Below are 16,896 nucleotides of genomic sequence, written 5' to 3'. Positions count from 1 at the left end.
GATGTCACCCTTTCTGAAATTCAGTCTTCACCTTGGCCCTGCTCGGCCGGGAGCGAGTTATTTTTTGTTTCCCCAGAGGTTCTGGTCATCAACGTTGTCTTTCGTGATGACCGGAGAGGGAAGCATGTCCGCGAGATTGCCCTTGTAGTCGACGATTTCGCTGCCGTGCTCGGACGGACCGACCTTGTATTCCTTTCCGGCGATGGCGTCCTTGAGGTACTGGACGGCGTACTTTCCGTAGAGATCTACCGGCTGGGAAACGACGGCGTCAACGTGTCCGGACCGGACAGCATCCAAGGATCCCTTGGAACCGTCGATGGTCACCAAGGGGACGTGTCCGGGCTGACCGGTGGGGGCCCACTTGCCCTGACCCTCCATCACGGTCTGCACGCCGGAGAGCATCACGGAGTCGCTGGCCAGGAAGACGGCGTCGATCTTCGATGTGCTGAGAACTGTCTGGGCGTTTTCCACCGCCTTGGCAGATTCCCAGTTGGTGTCCTTGCGGATGATATTTACATCCGGGAACTTGGAGGACATGCACTCATCGAAGCCCTTGTTCCGGTCAAACCCGGAGGTGGTTGACAGCGCGCCGTGCAGTTCCAGGACCGTGCCCTTGCCGCCGGTCAGCTTGCCGATCTGTTCACAGACGCTGGTGCCCATGGCAACATTGTCCGCCCTGATGTTCATGTAGATCTTGCCGCCATTGGCTGCGGTGTCCACGGTAACGACGGGGATGTTTGCGGCGTTCGCAGCCTGGATGGCCGGGATGATGGCATCGCTGTCCCGGGGTATGGTCACCAGGCCTTTTACATCCTGGGAGATCAGGGTGTTGATATCGGTCACCTGCTTGGCCGGGTCACCCTCGGCGTTGGAGGCGGGTAGCATCTTCAGGCCGTTCGAATTGGCCTCGCTAACGACGGAGTCCACCAGGCCTGCCGTAAAGGGGTTGTCGAGGACACCGGCGGAGAAGCCGACGGTGGGTGCGTCGCCACTTCCCGATGACGCACTCCCGCCGCAGGCGGAGAGCGCCATCGTGGCGCCGGCGAGCACGGCGACACCAACGTGACGGCGGCTCAGTTTGAATGCGGAGGCGCCTTTGCGATCCTGCACCATCAATTGCTCCTAATTAGAAGGTAGACATACACAAGTGGAATTCTTGCTTCGGCGCCGCCCGGTCCTCGACTTCGAGTCCGGAGCTCCGGAAGCTGTGGCCGGTGCGCCGACGGGCCGGGAGATCCCCCGCCCTTGTCAGCTCTCGCGGCTGCATCACCCTTCCAATGTAAAGTGATACACCGCACACTGTCAAGTAATACAGCACATGGCACTTTACATTCGGTTGATTCGGACGGTTCCGAGATTTTCCGCCGTAGTTAGGCGTAATAACTGTGAAGTCTGGGCAATTTTGCGGTAGAGGAGCTAAAGTGGTGTGTACGCGAACTGTACACTTATGGCTGGTTCCCCGGTCCGTTGGTGGACATACATAACAGCGGTCCTCTCTTTTGCCGGATTGGATCGCCGGAAAGGCCGACGATGAGCATTCAAGCCACTGCACCGGTTACCCAGGAGGATCGTGCCCAGCTGGGCAGTCAGCTCAGGGCTGCCAGGATGAAGGCGAAGATCTCCCTCAGGGAGCTCGCCCGGAGGGTCGGTATCTCCGCGAGCTTTATGTCACAGGTCGAGCTGGGCCGTGCCGTCCCTTCCATCGGAACCCTGTACACCATCGTTTCGGAGCTTGGGCTCTCCTTGGACACGCTCATGAGTGGTGAGCACTCGGCTCCCGCCCCGGAAGAAAACGGCGCGACCGTTGATTCAACTGTCAGCGGCCTTCCCGTCTTCGCCCCGTCTGCAGGCACGGCAATCCCGGGAATCCAGAGGGCAGGGGACCGTCCAGAGATCAACATGGGAGGCGTCCGCTGGGAGCGGCTCACGGAACGGGCCGACCCTTTGGTTGAGTTCCTGCGGGTCACGTACGGGCCCGGGAGCGAGTCCTGCGCCGCGGACGCACTGATGCGCCACCCCGGATGGGAGTACATCCATATCCTTTCCGGCCAACTTAACGTCCAGGTCGCTTTTGATAGCGATGTTCTCGGGCCTGGAGACAGCATGAATTTCGATTCAAATGTGCCGCACCGTCTCAGCAACACCTCCGGTGAAGACTGTGTCGCCATCTGGGCCGTGGTCGGCCGTCAAGGCTTCGCCCATCCCCTCGACCTGGCCAGGGCCGGTCAGGGATCAAGCGGTGAGGACTCCGCGACGATGGAACACTCCCACTCTTAGCATTCCTCCCCTTCATGGGATGGACGTGTCGTGCCTTCAGTGCGGAAGCGTTGGTTTGCAGGTGTCAACCGGGGGAATACAAGCGGACACGCTCCTCGCAGCATTGGGCCGCCTGCCAAGACGTGGACGCGGTAGACGCCAAAAGAGTGCCGGCGACGGGTTGTCGCCGGCACTCTTTTGGCTTTGCGGGCCTGGTTACTTTAGACAGCTGAGCCCGCGGAGGCGGTTGAGCCTTCCTGACCGAGGGCAGCCTGCCCAGGCTTGGGGGTGGGCTGGTAGGCCAGCAGCTTCCAGGATGAACCCACGCGGATCCACACGGCCAAGGCGGTGTTGTCCAATGCGGTACGCGTGCCCCGGATGGTCAGATCGGCGAGCATTTCTCCCATGACCAAGGCTACATCGCCTACTATTTTGACCTGCTCCACCGGATGATCGATCCGGTGATAGACGTAAACACCCTGCCGGCACTTGTCGATGTAGCCGCTCAGGTCATCGCGTTCCCCGTTTGAATGCGCATATACCAGGTCCTGATGGCAAAGTTCGGCGAAGGCGTCGAAGTCAGACCTGAGTACCGCCTCGTAGCGGCGGTCTTCGAGGGACAGGATCTCCTGTTCGTCTGAAGAATGGGGGTCGGGCACGTGGGGCTCCTTCCGATCCAGGGCGGGCTGAAAGTTAGATGAGTCCACGGATGCTGCCGCCATCCACGCCCCAGACGGAACCGGTGACGAAGCTGGTCACCGGGCTGCAGAGCAACGCGATGACGCGCGCTACTTCCTCCGGAGTGCCGAGCCGTTCCAGGGGCAGCTGGCGGAGCTTCATTTCATGTTCGACGGCTGCCTGGCGTTCCATCCCGTGCAGGGTTGCGAACGTATCAGCAAAACCGCCCGGCTTGGTCCAAAACGGTGTCCAGATGGGTCCCGGTGCCACGGCGTTGACCCGGATCTTCGGGCCCTCTGCGCGGGCGATGGACTTCGTCAGGGCCAGGACAGCTGCCTTGCTGGCGGAGTAGTCGGCAGGCTGGGCTTCAGGTTGCCGGGCGAGGTCGGATGCGTTGTTGACGATGCATGGAGCCGCTGACTCGCGCAGGGCGGGCAATGCGGCGCGGATGGCGCGCACGTAGCTCATGAAGTTCAGCTCCATCGTCCGCGCCCAGTCCTCGTCGGTGATCTGCTCGAAGGTCCGGACTGCGCCAGAGCCGACGTTGTTGATGAGAAGGTCCAGGCCGCCGAGCTGGTCGATGGCCTCGGCAACAGCGTTGTTCGTAGCTTCGCCCTGGGTGAAGTCAACGACGGCGGGGACGATCCGGCCAGGGTGGTCAGCGGCCAGTTCCTCAAGTTCGGTCAGGGCCGACTTGTCGATGTCCAGGGCTGCGACCGTCGCTCCTTCGGCGGTCAGCAGAAGGGCGGTGGCACGGCCGATGCCCAAGGCCGCGCCGGTGATGACGGCTTTCTTGCCGGTCAGTTCCAGTTCCATGAGTTGTACCTTTCGGTGGTTCGGTGTTCCTGTGGTGCTTTAGTTCTGATGGGCGGAAGAGCCTTCGGAGCCCGTCCGGAAATCAAAACCGGTGGTCAGGCCCCCGTCAGCTACAACGGTGGTGCCGAAGACGGCCGAGGACTCCTTGGAGAGCAGGAAAAGTGCCGAATTGGCGACTTCGTCCGCGCCGGTGATGCGCCCGAGGGGCTGCCGCGCCTCACGGGTGGCCAGGAATTTCTCCGGGTCGCTGGCCGAGGCCAGGTGGCGTTCGAAAAGTCCCGCCCGCATGGGCCCCGGTGCCAGCAGGTTGAATTGGATGCCCGTACGGGCGTAGTCCAAAGCAATGGTTCGGACGGCTCCGGTGAGGGCGGCCTTGGACGACGCATAGGACGCCAGCTGCTGCTCCGCGAAGTGGGCATCGACGCTGGTCACCACGACCACGGAAGCGTGCTCCGCTTTCTGCAGGTGCGGCATCAGCGTTTTGAGGGCGATGACGTTGCCGAGGACGTTCACCTCCCAGGTCCGCTTCCACGACTCCAGCGTTTCTTCCTCGAGCGTGCCGACACCAAGGATCGCTGCTGCGGCGATCAGCCCCAGTGATCCGTTGGCGCCTGCAGTGGCCGTTTTGGCTACTTCCTGCCAGGTCGCCTCTTCTGCGACGTTGCCGACGATGTGCTGGTACCGGGGTTGGTCCGTCAGCTCTGCGGGGCTGCCTCCGAGGTCCACACCGAAGACGTGGCTTCCCGCTGACAGCAGTGCCTTCGCGCATTCCAGACCCAACCCACTGGCTGTGCCCGTAACGATGACATGGTCGGGAAGAGTGAGTGTCCAGTCAGTCATAAATTCCTCCGTTACTTGCCTACTGCTGCAGCACAGTCAGCAAGGTTGGCTTTGGTGATCGTCTTGGGAGTCAGATAGTTGTTCTTCTCCACACTCTTGCCTTCGAGGACATCAATGACAGCCTCGGCTGCGAACTCGCCATCCTCGATGGGGCTTTGCAGAACCGAGGCGTACTGGACTCCCTTTTCAATGCCGGTGTAACCCTCGGTGGAGCAGTTTGAACCGACCATGGCCAAGTCCGTGGATTTCAGGCCGGCCCGGTCAGCGGCGACGATGGCGCCGGCGAGCATGTTGTCTGCTTGGGCGTAGATGCCGCGCAGATTCTTGTTCCCGAACTGGGTAATGAGGCTGGCAGCTGCGGATGTGGCCTGGGTCTGGTCCCAGTTGCCCGGCTGTGAACCGGCGATGGTGATTCCAGGGGCCAACTTTGCCAGTTCGTCCTTGAAGCCTTTGGTGCGGTTGATGGCCGGCGGGGTTCCGGGTACACCTTCGACGATAACGACCGAGCCCGAGTCGCCGAAGCCTTTCTCTTTAAAGCCCGCGATCATGGCCTTGGCCGCCTCCTGGCCGTTGGCATAGTCATCGGGCCCGGTGAAGGTGTTCCAGAGGCTGTCATCGTCGGACTGCGGGTGCGAGTTGGTCACGACCACCGGGATTTTGGACTGCTTGAGCCGCTGCAGGGACGGCATGATGGCGGTCGCATCGGCGGGCCACAATACAACGGCGTCAGGGCGCGTGCTGATGGCCTGGGTGACCTGCTGAGCCTGTTCAGCGGCGTTGAAATCGTTGACGACGACCGTCACCTGGACGCCTGCGGCTTCGGCGACCTTCTTGAATTCTTCGGTGTGCTTGGCGCAGTAGTCACAGCTCTGGGCGACGGTCAACAAGGTCACCTTCTTGCCTTTGACGTCGGTTGAACCGCCACCGGCGTTCGGGGCTGCTGCTGGCGTTGATCCACAAGCTGCCAGGAATAGTGCAGAGGTGAGGGAAAGGGCGACAGCCAGTCTCTTCATTGAGGTGGTTTTCATGGTGATCCTTAGCGGTTGGTTGGTACGCGGTGTTGGGAGGTGGACATGCTCTTCTCGACCGACTTGTTCACGATGCGGTTCAGCGGGCGGTCAATGACAACGATGAGGAGGAGAATTCCGCCGTTGATGAGCTGGATGATGGCGGTTGAGGTGCCTTGCAGGCTGAGGCCGTTGCCGACCACGGCCAGCAGCATGGCTCCGGCGGCGACGCCCGGGATGCTGCCCTTGCCGCCGGTCAGCGCAACTCCGCCGATAATTGCTGCGGTGACGGCCTGCAGGAGGGTCGCTTCATCTGATCCAGGCGCCCCTGAAGCCAGGGTCAGTCCCTGAAGGGCGCCTGCCACGCCGGCGAACAGACCGGAGATAACGAACGCCAGGATCAGGACACGGGTCACCGGAAGGCCGGACGCTGCGGAGCGCTGGCGGTCACTTCCGACGGCGCGGATTTTCACACCCGACCACGTCTTGGCCATGAGCCATCCCGCGGCCACGACGAGAACCACGTACAGCAGTGCACGGGGTGAGACGATCTCGGCGATGGCCTGGTCCAGCCAGAGCCCCGGTTCAAAGTCGGTGAGGGTGACGATCTTGCCGCCCGCAACGGCGAAACCCAGTCCAATAGTCAGCACCAAGGTCCCGACGGTGACAGCCAGAGACGGTACGGCGTAGTGGGCGGTGAGCCAGCCGTTGAGGACCCCCACGGCGGCGGCGACGGCGACGGCGGCAGCCACACCGAGGTGTATCCCGGCGGTTTCACCTACCTTGACCGCGATGAGCCCGGCCAAAGGGATGGTCCCGGCGATGGAGAGGTCGAATTCGCCGGCGATCATGACGATCGAGAGACCGGTTGCGACCAGAGCCAGGACGGCGAAGGACTGCAGAAGCGAGTAGAGGTTGCCGGCGTGGAGGAAGGCCGGGTTGGTCAGTGCGAAGGCGATGAATGCGAGGACGGCCAGCGACCATGCCAGAAGTGTCCGGAAGTGCCAATAGATTCTAACCACGGGATCAGCGCCTTCTTCCTGATTGACGGTTGGATGCGATGCCGGTTGCTACCACGGCCAGCAGGACGAGGACGCCCTTGAAGATGAGCTGGACTTCGTAGCTGAGCCCGAGCAGGACCAGTGCGTTGCCGAGCAGGCCGACGAGGACGGCCCCGGTTGCAGCGCCGACGGGATTCCCTGTTCCGCCTTTGACGCTGACGCCGCCTACAACGACAGCCGTGATGGCATCGAAGCCGAAGGTGCCGCCCAGCTGGAGGTTTCCTTGTCCCGATTCAGAGGACAGCAGCCCGCCGGCAAGACCTGCCATGGCGCCCGAGCCGATAAAGGCAAACAGGATTACCGGCCAGGCGCGCATTCCTGAGACAAGGGCTGCTTTTTCGTTCAGGCCCACGAGGGTTACCCGCCGGCCCAGCACGGTGTAGCGGTGCGTCCACCAGGCGAGCACTGTAAGCACGAAGAAGGCAAGCACCTGGACGGGTACGACGCCGAAGATGGTTAGCCCGAAGACGCTGGCGTCGCCTGCGCCCTGCACATTGCGCCCACCGGTCACGATCTGCGCAAAGCCAATGAGGATCGCTGCGGCTGCGATGGTAGTGACGATGGGGTCAGTGCCCAGGCGCCCGACGAAGAACCCCTGCACTGCACCGGCGAGAGCCCCGAACAGGACGGCGGCCGCCATGGCGGTCCATGGACCGGTGTGGAGGAGGGAGGCGAAGACGATGGTGGACACCGCGACCATCGCACTGACGGACAGAGCAAATAGCCTGCCGACGATGGTGATAATGCTCAGGCCGACGGCGGCAATTCCCACCAGGGCAACTGAGAGGAACAGCGCACGCAGGTTGGTGACCGTGGCGAACTCGTTGACGAAGATGCAAGCCAGGATGAACAGCAGGACGGTGGTCACGGCGATGATGGCTGAACTGTCCGTCGTGATCCGTTTGATGGTTTCAGCAACGGGTGTGGCTGGTAATGACGGTTTTTGTAACGTCGACCGTGCCGCGATTTTGGTGTTCATGCTTTGGCTCCGTGAAGGATTTCGGTGAGGATCTGGGAGTCCGTGACATCGGTTGTCCGGTTGCTGCTGACCGGGCGGCCGCGGAACATGGTGATGACCCGGTCGGCCAGTTCGCGAAGCTCGACGATGTCGCTCGAATAAACGATGACGATGACGTTGTTCGCGGAGAGCTGCCGGAGTGCACGATAGATTTCCGCGCGGGCACCGATATCTACGCCACGGGTCGGCTCGTTCAGGACCAGAACATCGGGTTGAGTGGCAAGGGCCCTGCCGATTGCGATCTTCTGCTGGTTGCCGCCGCTGAGGGATCCGACGGGAACCCGGATGCGTGACGGGTCGAAGGCCACATTTGAGGCAATGGAACGGGCGAGGTCCGTTTCCAGCTCTGCCCTGATGGTGCCCAGTCGGCTCACGCCGGCCAGTGCGCCCGAGCTGACGTTCTGGGCGACACTGCCGCTGAGGAAGACACCCTCCAGGACGCGGTCCGCGGAAACGTAGGCAATGCCGTGTTTCTGGGATTTGGGTCGGGTCAGGGCTGACAGCTGAATCTCGTTCAGTTGAATGTCCCCCGCGGTCACGGGGATGAGGCCGACCAGGGCTCGAACAACGTCATCAGCTCCGGAGCCTATCTGGCCAAAGAGCGCGGTGACCTCCCCGGCCTGCGCGGTGAAAGAGACGTCCGAGAAGCGGTGTCCGGAGGCCAGTCCTCGGATGTCCAGCTTCCGGCGGCTTTCCGGAGCAAAGTCTTCCTTGACGTGGATCGCCTCCCCCGCTGTGTGATCTTCGCCCAGCATGTGCGTAACAACCGAATCCATGGTGAAATCGGCCGTCGGGCCGCTGGCCACCACGCTGCCGGAACGCATGATGGTGATCCGGTCAGCCAGCCGGAAGACTTCGCCCATCCGGTGCGTGATGTAGACGATTGACCGTCCGCCTGCCACAAGCGACCTCACGACCTCATGGACCCGTGAGATTTCAATGTCCGACAGAGTGGCGGTGGGCTCATCCAGGATCAGGGTGCGGGCATCGGCGACGAGCCCGCGGGCAATCTCAAGCAGTTGGCGTTTTGCCAGCGGCAATGCCTCCACGGGCATGTCCAGATCCAGGTCTTCAAGACCCGCAGAAGCCAGCGCGGACTGCATCCGCTCCTGCAGTTTTTCCCTGCGCACCAGAAGACCTGAGGTCCGGCGCATGCTGAGAGCCATATTGTCCCGGACGGACAGCTCGGGGATCACTGAGAGTTCCTGGAACACCATGGCTACATCGGATGATCCGGCGCCTCCCGGGAATGTCACCTCGCCGGTATCAGCTGTAACTACACCGGCTATCACTTTGACCAGGGTGCTCTTTCCGGCGCCGTTTTCTCCCAGCAGCGCGTGCACTTCACCCGCCCGGAAGTCCACCGAAACGTCGTTCAGCGCCTTCGCCCCGCCGAAGCTTTTGCTGATCCTGCTCACAGAAAGCAGGACCTCGGTACTAAGGACCACGTTGACCTCATTCCGTTTGATTGGTTCGAGGACGACGTTAAGTGATTCAACACACAGGTGTCAAGTAAAAGATTACATGTGCACCATTCCTGTAAACCTCAAGTCGCCGGTCAACGCACCATGGAGGGGTCCTTAGAAAGCGCGTTCTCTTGCGAATTAAGGCCGTCCCTCTGTTGAATATGCGGTAAGAGAAGGCTGGGCGCAGGCTCTGTCGCGCAATCAGACCGCGCGGATTGTGTCAACTATCAGTTGACGGCCACCCTGCTGTCAATTACCTTGGAATGAGGCTGGGCCAAGAATCATCAGCTCAGGTTTGGCATTCCCTAACGAAGGCCCGGCTCAACGTCGTGAAGACGCAGCGTTGGGCAGGGACATCTGGGCGAAATCAGACTCGTGGCGGCCGATAGCCCCCAACACTTTAAGCAAGGAGAGTGCTCCGTGGATAACGCCACTGCAGCCGAGAAATACAAGATCGAAACCTTGGAAGCAAAGCGCTACCAAGCCGTAGTCGACGGTGATTACGACGCCTTCGAGGGCCTATGCCACCAGCGCCTGGTGTACACCCATTCGCTGGGTGACCGTGACACGCTGAGCAGCTACCTGGAAAAGCTTCGCAAGGGCTTCTACAGGTACCACCGGATCGACCATCCCATCGAAGACATCGTCCTGATTGGGGACACCGCACTCGTACTGGGACAGATGAACGCGGACCTCACTGTCAACGGAACCCACAAAACGCTTGCCAACAGTGCACTCTCGGTATGGATAAAAGAGGGCGAGAGCTGGAAGTTCCTTGCGTACCAGCCGACTCCCCGCAAGCCCGCGGCAGCCTAGACCCCGCAACCCCTGCTCGCGCCAACGAAGGAAGAACCATGAACCAGGCTTTTGTTTACGACGCCGTGCGTACCCCCTTCGGCAAGTTGGGCTCAGGCCTCGCCGCCGTCCGCCCGGATGACCTTGCAGCGCACGTGATCCGCGAATCCGTGAAACGCGCCCCCGCGCTGGACCCCGAGCGGATCGATGAGGTGGTGTTCGGCAACGCCAACGGCGCCGGCGAGGAAAACCGCAACGTCGCCCGGATGGGAACCCTGCTCGCGGGCCTTCCGGTGTCCATTCCCGGTACCACGGTCAACCGGCTTTGCGGGTCCTCCCTGGACGCGGCGATCATTGCCTCGCGCCAAATCAACGCGGGCGACGCCGACCTGGTGCTGGTCGGGGGCGCCGAGTCCATGTCCCGCGCCCCGTGGGTGCTGCCCAAGACCGAAAAGCCGTACCCGGCTGGGGACCTGACCCTGGCCTCCACCACGCTGGGCTGGCGGCTGGTGAACCGGGCCATGCCGAAGGACTGGACCATCTCCCTGGGCGAGGCCACCGAACGGCTCCGGGAGAAGTATGGCGTGACCCGTGAGCAGCAGGACGAGTTCGCCGCGGATTCTCATAACCTGTCCGCCGCGGCGTGGGACGAGGGCTTCTACGACAACCTCGTCGTCCCGGTCCCGGGCACGGACCTGGTCCGCGACAAGGGGATCCGTCCCGGGTCCTCGGCGGAGAAGCTCGCCGGGCTCAAGACCGTGTTCCGCACCGGGAACGGCACCGTCACAGCCGGTAACTCTTCCCCGCTAAACGACGGCGCCTCTGCCGCCTGGATCGGCTCTGAGAACGCCGCCGGCTGCTCGGGATGGAGCCGCTGGCCCGGATCGCCGGGCGCGGCGCGCACGGCAACGACCCGCAGTACTTCGGCTACGCCCCGGTCGAGGCCGCGAACAAGGCCCTCGCCAAGGCCGGCATCGGCTGGGACCAGGTCGGCGCCGTCGAACTGAACGAGGCGTTCGCTGCGCAGTCCCTGGCCTGCATCACCGCCTGGGGCATCGACCCGGAAATCGTGAACCGGCACGGCGGCGCGATCGCCATGGGCCACCCGCTCGGCGCCTCCGGCGGGCGGATCCTCGGCACCCTGGCCCGGTCCCTGCAGGCCTCCGGGCAGCGCTGGGGCGTCGCCGCGATCTGCATCGGCGTCGGCCAGGGCCTCGCCGTCGTGCTCGAAAACGTAACTTCCCGCGATGCGGCATAGAGGACAGGGCTAAGAGAGATGCTGAATTTCATCGACACCGTCGGCGAGGCAGTCGCCGGCATCAAGGACGGCTCCACCGTGATGATCGGCGGGTTCGGCAACGCCGGGCAGCCGTTCGAGCTGATCGACGCGCTGCTGGAGTGCGGCGCCACCGGCCTGACCGTGGTGAACAACAACGCCGGCCAGGGCGACCAGGGCCTGGCCCTGCTGATCAAGGAAGGCCGGGTGAAGAAGATGATCTGCTCCTTCCCGCGGCAGTCCGATTCCTGGCATTTCGACGCGAAGTACCGCGCCGGCGAGGTTGAGCTCGAACTGGTCCCGCAGGGAAATCTCGCCGAGCGGATCCGGGCCGCCGGCGCCGGGATCGGCGGTTTCTTCACACCCACCGGTTACGGCACCATGCTCGCCGAAGGCAAGGAAACCCGCTTCCTGGACGGCAAGTGGCAGGTGTTCGAGACCCCCATCCACGCCGACGTCGCCCTGATCAAGGCCCTCACGGCGGACGGCCGGGGCAATCTGGTCTACCGTAAAACCGCGCGGAACTTCGGCCCCATCATGGCCGCCGCCGCGAAACACACCATCGCCCAGGTGTCCGGGATCGTCCCCACCGGCGGCCTGGACCCGGAAAACATCGTGACCCCCGGCATCTACGTCAACAGCATCGTGAAGGTGGCCTGAGATGAGCATCCCAACCAATGACCACGCGAGTGTCCGGCCCGGCAACCAGGCTGATCTCCAGACGTCCGGCAAGCCGCTGGGCCGTGACGATCTCGCCCGCCTCGTGGCCCGCGACATCGCCCCCGGATCGTTCGTGAACCTCGGAATCGGCCAGCCCACCCTGGTCTCGAACTACCTCGAGCCGGAGCAGAACATCACGCTCCACACCGAAAACGGCATGCTCGGCATGGGCCCGGAGGCCACCGGAGACCAGATCGACGGCGACCTCATCAACGCCGGCAAGATCCCCGTCACCGAATTGCCGGGGGCGTCCTACTTCCACCACGCGGACTCCTTCGCCATCATGCGCGGCGGACACCTGGACATCTGCGTCCTGGGCGCCTTCCAGGTTTCCGCCACCGGCGACCTCGCCAACTGGCACACCGGCGCCCCGGACGCGATCCCCGCCGTCGGCGGCGCCATGGACCTCGCCACCGGCGCCAAGGACGTCTTCGTCATGATGACGCTCCTGACCCGCGACGGCGCGTCCAAACTCGTGGAGACCTGCACTTACCCGCTCACCGGGATCGGCTGCGTGACCCGCGTCTACACGGACAAGGCCGTCTTCCTCACCGGACCCGACGGCGTCCAGGTGCGGGAGACCTTCGGCTGCACGCTCGAGGAACTCCAGACACTGGTGCCCGTCCCCCTCAAGGCGACGGTCTAGCTATTTTCGGCATTCCATACCGGCATCAGAGCGTAATCGCGTCCTGTATCTCCAAATTGGCCTTCAAGGTCGGAGGTACCCTGTCAGTGCATTGGGATGCCCGAAGCTGCCTGAGCCAAGGCGCTCCGGGCTGAGTGGATTCGTCTTATTGCCCAGGGAAACCGTCTACCAGTACATGCGTCACGCCAAGTTGGGGTGAAGCACTCTCCTGCCGGCGCCGTAGTTGCGCCGTTGCCCCGCCGCCGTAGCTTACGAAAGGTCCACTATCGTGGTTCGAGCGAGACGAAAAGCTCATGTCAGAGTTGGACCTTTTCTGCCGACGGCCGGACCTCTATTCCTGGCCGAGAACGGACGGGAGCCGGTCCTTCATAGGCTGAAGCTGTTTTGCAAAGCAGATCGACGTCGGGATGGCGTCCTCGTAGGGAGGATAAGTTGGTATCTGCCGGTATCCAAGTTTCCGGTAAAAGGCTTCAGCTTCCGGCTGCTTGCCCCCGGTTTGCAGGATAACGCGACGGGCGCCGGCACCGGCGGCAATCCTCTCGAGTTCAGCCATGAGTACGGTCGCAGCGCCCATACCTCGGGCTGCAGGGTCTGTAATGACCCGTTTGACCTCCCACTCCCCATCTAACCGGCGGAGAGCGCCGTGCCCTATGGCTTCACCTACGGTATTAAGTACCAGGACGCTGGCGATGAAATCTTGCGGTGGTACGGAGAGCGCTGTCTGCGCTGCTTCGGAAAGATGAGGTTCTTCTTCGGTAGCGTACCGGGCGAGGAGCTCGTCTGTTAGCAGATCCCGCAGACGGGTTGCTCTGGGGTCTTCAAAGTCAACTATTTGCAGTGTCTCTGCCGGATTCCCGGACATCTATCTGCTCCTGATGTACGTCTTATCGATATTCCATGGTTTGCCGCTACAGGAGACGACCGCGGGGTGTTCCGTCGTCGCCCTTCAAATTTGTCGTTGCTTGTCCACCGGTATCGCGTCGGCCGTAGACACAAGCGGTCCCAGCATCAGACTGCCCAGTCTGAATTCCTCGCCGCATTCCGCGCAGGTCAGCACCGGTTTCAGGTCGGCCCCGCAACTGTGCCGGTAAGAGGCGCGGGGGGTCTCGTCGCGCATCCAGGTACTGCTCCACGCTGCGAGTGAGATGAGAATGGGAGCAATCTCGGCCCCGGAAATTGTGAGGTGGTACTCATGGCGCGGGGGGTGTTCGGAATATTGGACGCGCTCAATAACGCCATGGCTTTCGAGCGTCCGCAGCCGGCTTGTCAGTATGTCGCGGGAGGCGCCTGTGTTACGGGCTATCTGGTCGAATCGATGAACGCCCAGGGACATCTCCCGAAGGGCCAGCAGCGCCCACCGCTCTCCCAGCACCTCGAGCCCTGCTGCGATGAAGCATGCCCTGGGCGCATCCCTGGCCGTATCGGTTGGTGTCATGACTTACCTGCTTTCAGTGCGTTCTATAAGCATACAAGTTAGTTGGAAATTCAAACCGACTGAGCTAACCTGATTTTCGAAGGCTGCAGCAACCGCGTGGGCGCCCTGCCGAGATCAGGAGAATTCATGCCACTGCTGTCTGGTGCCGTCGCCCTTGTCACGGGTGCGAATGGAGGGCTCGGCCCCGAACTCGCGGAACAGGCCCTCGCCAGGGGCACGGCCAAGGTGTATGCGACAGCCCGCCACCTAAGGGAGATTACAAGGTCATCGTGGATGACATCACTGCCGGCGTGAAGCTTGGCCTCTCTGGTGCGATCTCCGATCTTTACCCGGCGCTGGCAGCCAACGGCCGGCATGACCGCGGCAAAGCCTGAAGACCTCCTAAGAACTCAGAGAGATACATTCATGACAAGCAACACCTCCGCAGAGCGCTCGGAGACCTTCACCTGGATGGACCCGGCAGTAGCTCTCCAACAGCTGCCACTACTGTCGGGTATGGACTACTTTTCCGGCCTCCGTAACGGCAGCATAGCGCCGCCGCCGATCGCATCCCTGATGAAATTCGATCTCGTCGAAGCTACACATGGCCACGTCGAATTCGAGTGTCGGCCGGGAGAAGCCCACTACAACCCCCTTGGAATGGTGCACGGCGGCCTAACATGCACACTCCTTGACACGGCCCTCGGCTGCGCAGCACACACCACCTTGGCAGCAGGTCTCGGCTACACCTCCATCGACCTGGCGGTGAAGTACCTGCGGCCCGTCACGCTCCGGAAGGGCGCCCTTCGAGCAGAGGGGTCAGTGGTGAAAGCTGGTTCGCGGCTCATCTTCACAGAAGGCCGCCTCAGCACCACCGAAGGTGAACTCCTCGCCACCGCCACAAGCACACTCCTCGTCTTTCCCCACCAACCGGAGGCGCTGGCACCATGACACATAGTGCCACCACTGTTGCCCAGGCGCCTGTGGCGCAGAAACCTGTTCTGCTTCCGCACGCCGAGCCAGGGATGCATAAGTTGAGCCGGTTCGGCGTACCGTTGGGGCTTGCCGGCCTGGGCGGCGCCTGGTCCGCCGCAAGGGGCACCCTCGGATCCCCGGTATGGCCGGAGGAAACTCTCTACGGAGCAGCCACCGCCCTGTGGCTGGTCCTGACCGTCCTGTACGTGTTCCGGGGCCTTCGGCGGAAAGGAACATTCCGTTCTGACCTCAAGCACGAGGTGGCAGGGCCTTTCGCATCCTTTATTCCACTCGTCGGGATCCTGCTTTCCTCCCACTACAGCCAGTATTTGCCGCCCTGGGGTGCCTGGCTGTGTGTGGCGTCCATCGCCGCCCTGGCCATCGTCGCCGCACAACTTCTCGCCCACTGGGTGACAGGCGGGGTATCGATGCAGTCCATCCATCCCGGCTACCTGCTGCCTGTCGTTGCCGGGTCCTTCGTTGCGAGCATCGGATTTGCAAGCCTCCACGTCCATGATGCGGCCATGGCTGCGTTTGGCGTCGGCGTATTCTTTTGGCTTGTCGTGGGCACCGTCGTCACCGTCCGGCTCATGACCGGAGGCGCGCTGGCACCAGCAGCCAAGACTGGACTGTCCGCATACCTGGCTGCACCTGCAACGGCCAACATCGCCTGGATGGTGTCACACCCGGGACCCGTAGGGACCGTGCAACTCGGGCTCACCGGCGTGCTGGCAATCATGGCGCTAATGCAGGTCATGCTCCTCCCCCAATATCGCAAGCTGCCTTTCTCACCAGCGTTCTGGGTGTTTACGTTCCCCGTGGGCGCGACCACCAACTACGCCATCCGCTGGCTTGCCACAACTAACCTCCCCGGCTGGGAAATTTACGCCTGGACGATACTCGGGCTCGCAACAGCCTTCACCCTCGCCATTGCCGCCCGCACCGCGAAGACGGGAAGTGCCCGCGCATAGCCAGACGCGTCGGACGAGGTGAACGAAGGCGACTGACCGTCGATTAAGGTCGCAGGGCAAGAATGCACCAGCCACGGAGCGAGGGCATGATCTCGTCCCCCGTCTCGTATCCCTAGGGATACGAGACAACCGGGCAGCAGCCGAGAGCCGGCCTGACTGCCTCATACCCGCGGCGGGGCACCGAGAGCGACATGCAGCAGCGCTGAAACGCCTCCGTTTATCGCCGCAGATCACACCGCATCCCAGTCTCGTTGCGCTCCAAGAACCACTTCACGGGCACCACGATCGAAGGGTTTATGGCCCAACCTGACATCGGACTCAATTCGTCACGTCCTCGAATAAAGCAGACGACAGTGTGGAGACTGTACACACCCCCTTTGCTAGGACAACAGCGCCGCACGGCGTACGCGGGTGTTCCTATGATCAGCCTCCCGGTGCTTCCTACAGCGCAATCGTCACAGTCATGTAGTCCCCGCTCCCCCGGTCCATGAATAGGTGTAGGCCACCACTGCCCACACCGACAAAACCGGAACGAGGAACCGCATAACCCCAGTCACAGCGCGCGGAAGGCCCACCAGCCAGGGACTTGAACCCGTCACCCCACACAACTTCACAGGCCACCGCGGCGGCCAGGCCACAGGCCGCGACAAGCGTCAGAGGGACCCAACAAGGGTCAATGTACACCCGTTAAAGCAAAAACCCCCTCTGACGAGGGGGAATGCCGTGCCCGAGGTGGGACTCGAACTGCATTCCAACCCTTGCCAACACTGGGAAGTCCCGGAAACATAAGGGATCCGATCCGGTCCGGCCCCAGTACGACCCGATCCGAAGTGTTATGTCGCAGGACATAGGTGACAGTTCTTTGTCAGGTCAATGGTGACAGTTCCGAGGTTCTTGGTGGTGACACTTCTGCCGATCTGATTGGTGGATGAGTGGAGTTGAGCCTGTTGATCCTCG

Annotated in this window: 16 protein-coding genes and 1 pseudogene; 7 read left to right on the top strand and 10 right to left on the bottom strand. The window is 62.4% G+C overall.

What is annotated here, in order from left to right; genetic code table 11:
• Nucleotides 1–57: 57 nt before the first annotated feature.
• Entirely contained in the window at nt 58–1,113 is a 1,056-nt protein-coding gene (locus LQV16_RS09335; protein ID WP_229993610.1) for a sugar ABC transporter substrate-binding protein, read from the bottom strand.
• A gap of 417 nt (nt 1,114–1,530) precedes the next feature.
• Between LQV16_RS09335 and LQV16_RS09330 the strand changes: the two genes are divergently transcribed.
• Nucleotides 1,531–2,277, top strand: coding sequence for a cupin domain-containing protein (locus LQV16_RS09330; protein WP_229993609.1), 747 nt, complete (start codon nt 1,531–1,533; stop codon nt 2,275–2,277).
• 200 nt (nt 2,278–2,477) lie between these two features.
• Here LQV16_RS09330 and LQV16_RS09325 read toward each other — a convergent pair whose 3' ends face one another.
• The 7 genes from LQV16_RS09325 to LQV16_RS09295 are packed head-to-tail and all read right to left on the bottom strand — an operon-like array spanning nt 2,478 to nt 9,124.
• Nucleotides 2,478–2,915: a nuclear transport factor 2 family protein gene (locus tag LQV16_RS09325; RefSeq protein WP_229993608.1), complete on the bottom strand. Its 438-nt coding sequence runs from the start codon at nt 2,913–2,915 to the stop codon at nt 2,478–2,480.
• 34 nt (nt 2,916–2,949) lie between these two features.
• Nucleotides 2,950–3,750, bottom strand: a complete 801-nt coding sequence (locus tag LQV16_RS09320; protein WP_229993607.1) for an SDR family oxidoreductase — start codon at nt 3,748–3,750, stop codon at nt 2,950–2,952.
• Between the two features lie 39 nt (nt 3,751–3,789).
• Nucleotides 3,790–4,590 (bottom strand): SDR family oxidoreductase, encoded by an 801-nt coding sequence (locus tag LQV16_RS09315; RefSeq protein WP_229993606.1) that lies wholly within the window; start codon nt 4,588–4,590, stop codon nt 3,790–3,792.
• A gap of 11 nt (nt 4,591–4,601) precedes the next feature.
• Nucleotides 4,602–5,618 (bottom strand): sugar ABC transporter substrate-binding protein, encoded by a 1,017-nt coding sequence (locus LQV16_RS09310; RefSeq protein ID WP_229993605.1) that lies wholly within the window; start codon nt 5,616–5,618, stop codon nt 4,602–4,604.
• An 8-nt stretch (nt 5,619–5,626) separates the two neighbouring features.
• Complete coding sequence (locus LQV16_RS09305; protein WP_229993604.1) at nt 5,627–6,619, bottom strand: ABC transporter permease; 993 nt, start codon at nt 6,617–6,619, stop codon at nt 5,627–5,629.
• A 4-nt stretch (nt 6,620–6,623) separates the two neighbouring features.
• Complete coding sequence (locus tag LQV16_RS09300) at nt 6,624–7,637, bottom strand: ABC transporter permease (protein WP_229993603.1); 1,014 nt, start codon at nt 7,635–7,637, stop codon at nt 6,624–6,626.
• Nucleotides 7,634–9,124: a sugar ABC transporter ATP-binding protein gene (locus tag LQV16_RS09295; RefSeq protein ID WP_229993602.1), complete on the bottom strand. Its 1,491-nt coding sequence runs from the start codon at nt 9,122–9,124 to the stop codon at nt 7,634–7,636. Before LQV16_RS09295 ends, LQV16_RS09300 begins: the two co-directional genes overlap by 4 nt.
• 438 nt (nt 9,125–9,562) lie before the next feature.
• Here LQV16_RS09295 and LQV16_RS09290 point away from each other — a divergent pair, with 438 nt between their 5' ends.
• The 4 genes and pseudogenes from LQV16_RS09290 to LQV16_RS09275 all read left to right on the top strand — a co-directional run bounded on the left by LQV16_RS09290 (nt 9,563) and on the right by LQV16_RS09275 (nt 12,579).
• Nucleotides 9,563–9,958, top strand: a complete 396-nt coding sequence (locus LQV16_RS09290) for a nuclear transport factor 2 family protein (protein WP_229993601.1) — start codon at nt 9,563–9,565, stop codon at nt 9,956–9,958.
• Nucleotides 9,959–9,996: 38 nt separating this feature from the next.
• Nucleotides 9,997–11,195, top strand: a pseudogene (locus tag LQV16_RS09285) (thiolase family protein).
• 18 nt (nt 11,196–11,213) lie between these two features.
• Nucleotides 11,214–11,873: a 3-oxoacid CoA-transferase subunit A gene (locus tag LQV16_RS09280; protein WP_229993600.1), complete on the top strand. Its 660-nt coding sequence runs from the start codon at nt 11,214–11,216 to the stop codon at nt 11,871–11,873.
• Nucleotide 11,874: 1 nt separating this feature from the next.
• A complete protein-coding gene (locus tag LQV16_RS09275; protein WP_229993599.1) occupies nt 11,875–12,579 on the top strand; it encodes a 3-oxoacid CoA-transferase subunit B in 705 nt (234 codons plus the stop codon).
• A 331-nt stretch (nt 12,580–12,910) separates the two neighbouring features.
• On the opposite strand, the gene LQV16_RS09270 is transcribed toward LQV16_RS09275, so the two are convergent.
• Both LQV16_RS09270 and LQV16_RS09265 read right to left on the bottom strand, forming a co-directional pair.
• Nucleotides 12,911–13,441 carry a GNAT family N-acetyltransferase gene (locus tag LQV16_RS09270; RefSeq protein WP_229993598.1) on the bottom strand — a complete coding sequence of 177 codons (531 nt, stop codon included), beginning with the start codon at nt 13,439–13,441 and terminating at the stop codon, nt 12,911–12,913.
• 84 nt (nt 13,442–13,525) lie between these two features.
• A complete protein-coding gene (locus LQV16_RS09265) occupies nt 13,526–14,014 on the bottom strand; it encodes a helix-turn-helix domain-containing protein (protein ID WP_229993597.1) in 489 nt (162 codons plus the stop codon).
• 405 nt (nt 14,015–14,419) lie between these two features.
• Between LQV16_RS09265 and LQV16_RS09255 the strand changes: the two genes are divergently transcribed.
• Together LQV16_RS09255 and LQV16_RS09250 are read left to right on the top strand one after the other, a co-directional pair.
• On the top strand, nt 14,420–14,944 hold the full coding sequence (locus tag LQV16_RS09255; RefSeq protein ID WP_229993596.1) for a PaaI family thioesterase: 525 nt from the start codon (nt 14,420–14,422) through the stop codon (nt 14,942–14,944).
• A gap of 74 nt (nt 14,945–15,018) precedes the next feature.
• Nucleotides 15,019–15,939 carry a TDT family transporter gene (locus LQV16_RS09250; RefSeq protein WP_229993649.1) on the top strand — a complete coding sequence of 307 codons (921 nt, stop codon included), beginning with the start codon at nt 15,019–15,021 and terminating at the stop codon, nt 15,937–15,939.
• The last annotated feature ends 957 nt before the right edge of the window (nt 15,940–16,896 follow it).

The sequence above is a fragment of the Arthrobacter sp. Bi26 genome, from assembly GCF_918697925.1.
Taxonomy (GTDB): domain Bacteria; phylum Actinomycetota; class Actinomycetes; order Actinomycetales; family Micrococcaceae; genus Arthrobacter.
This window is presented reverse-complemented; position numbering and strand designations above follow the sequence as displayed.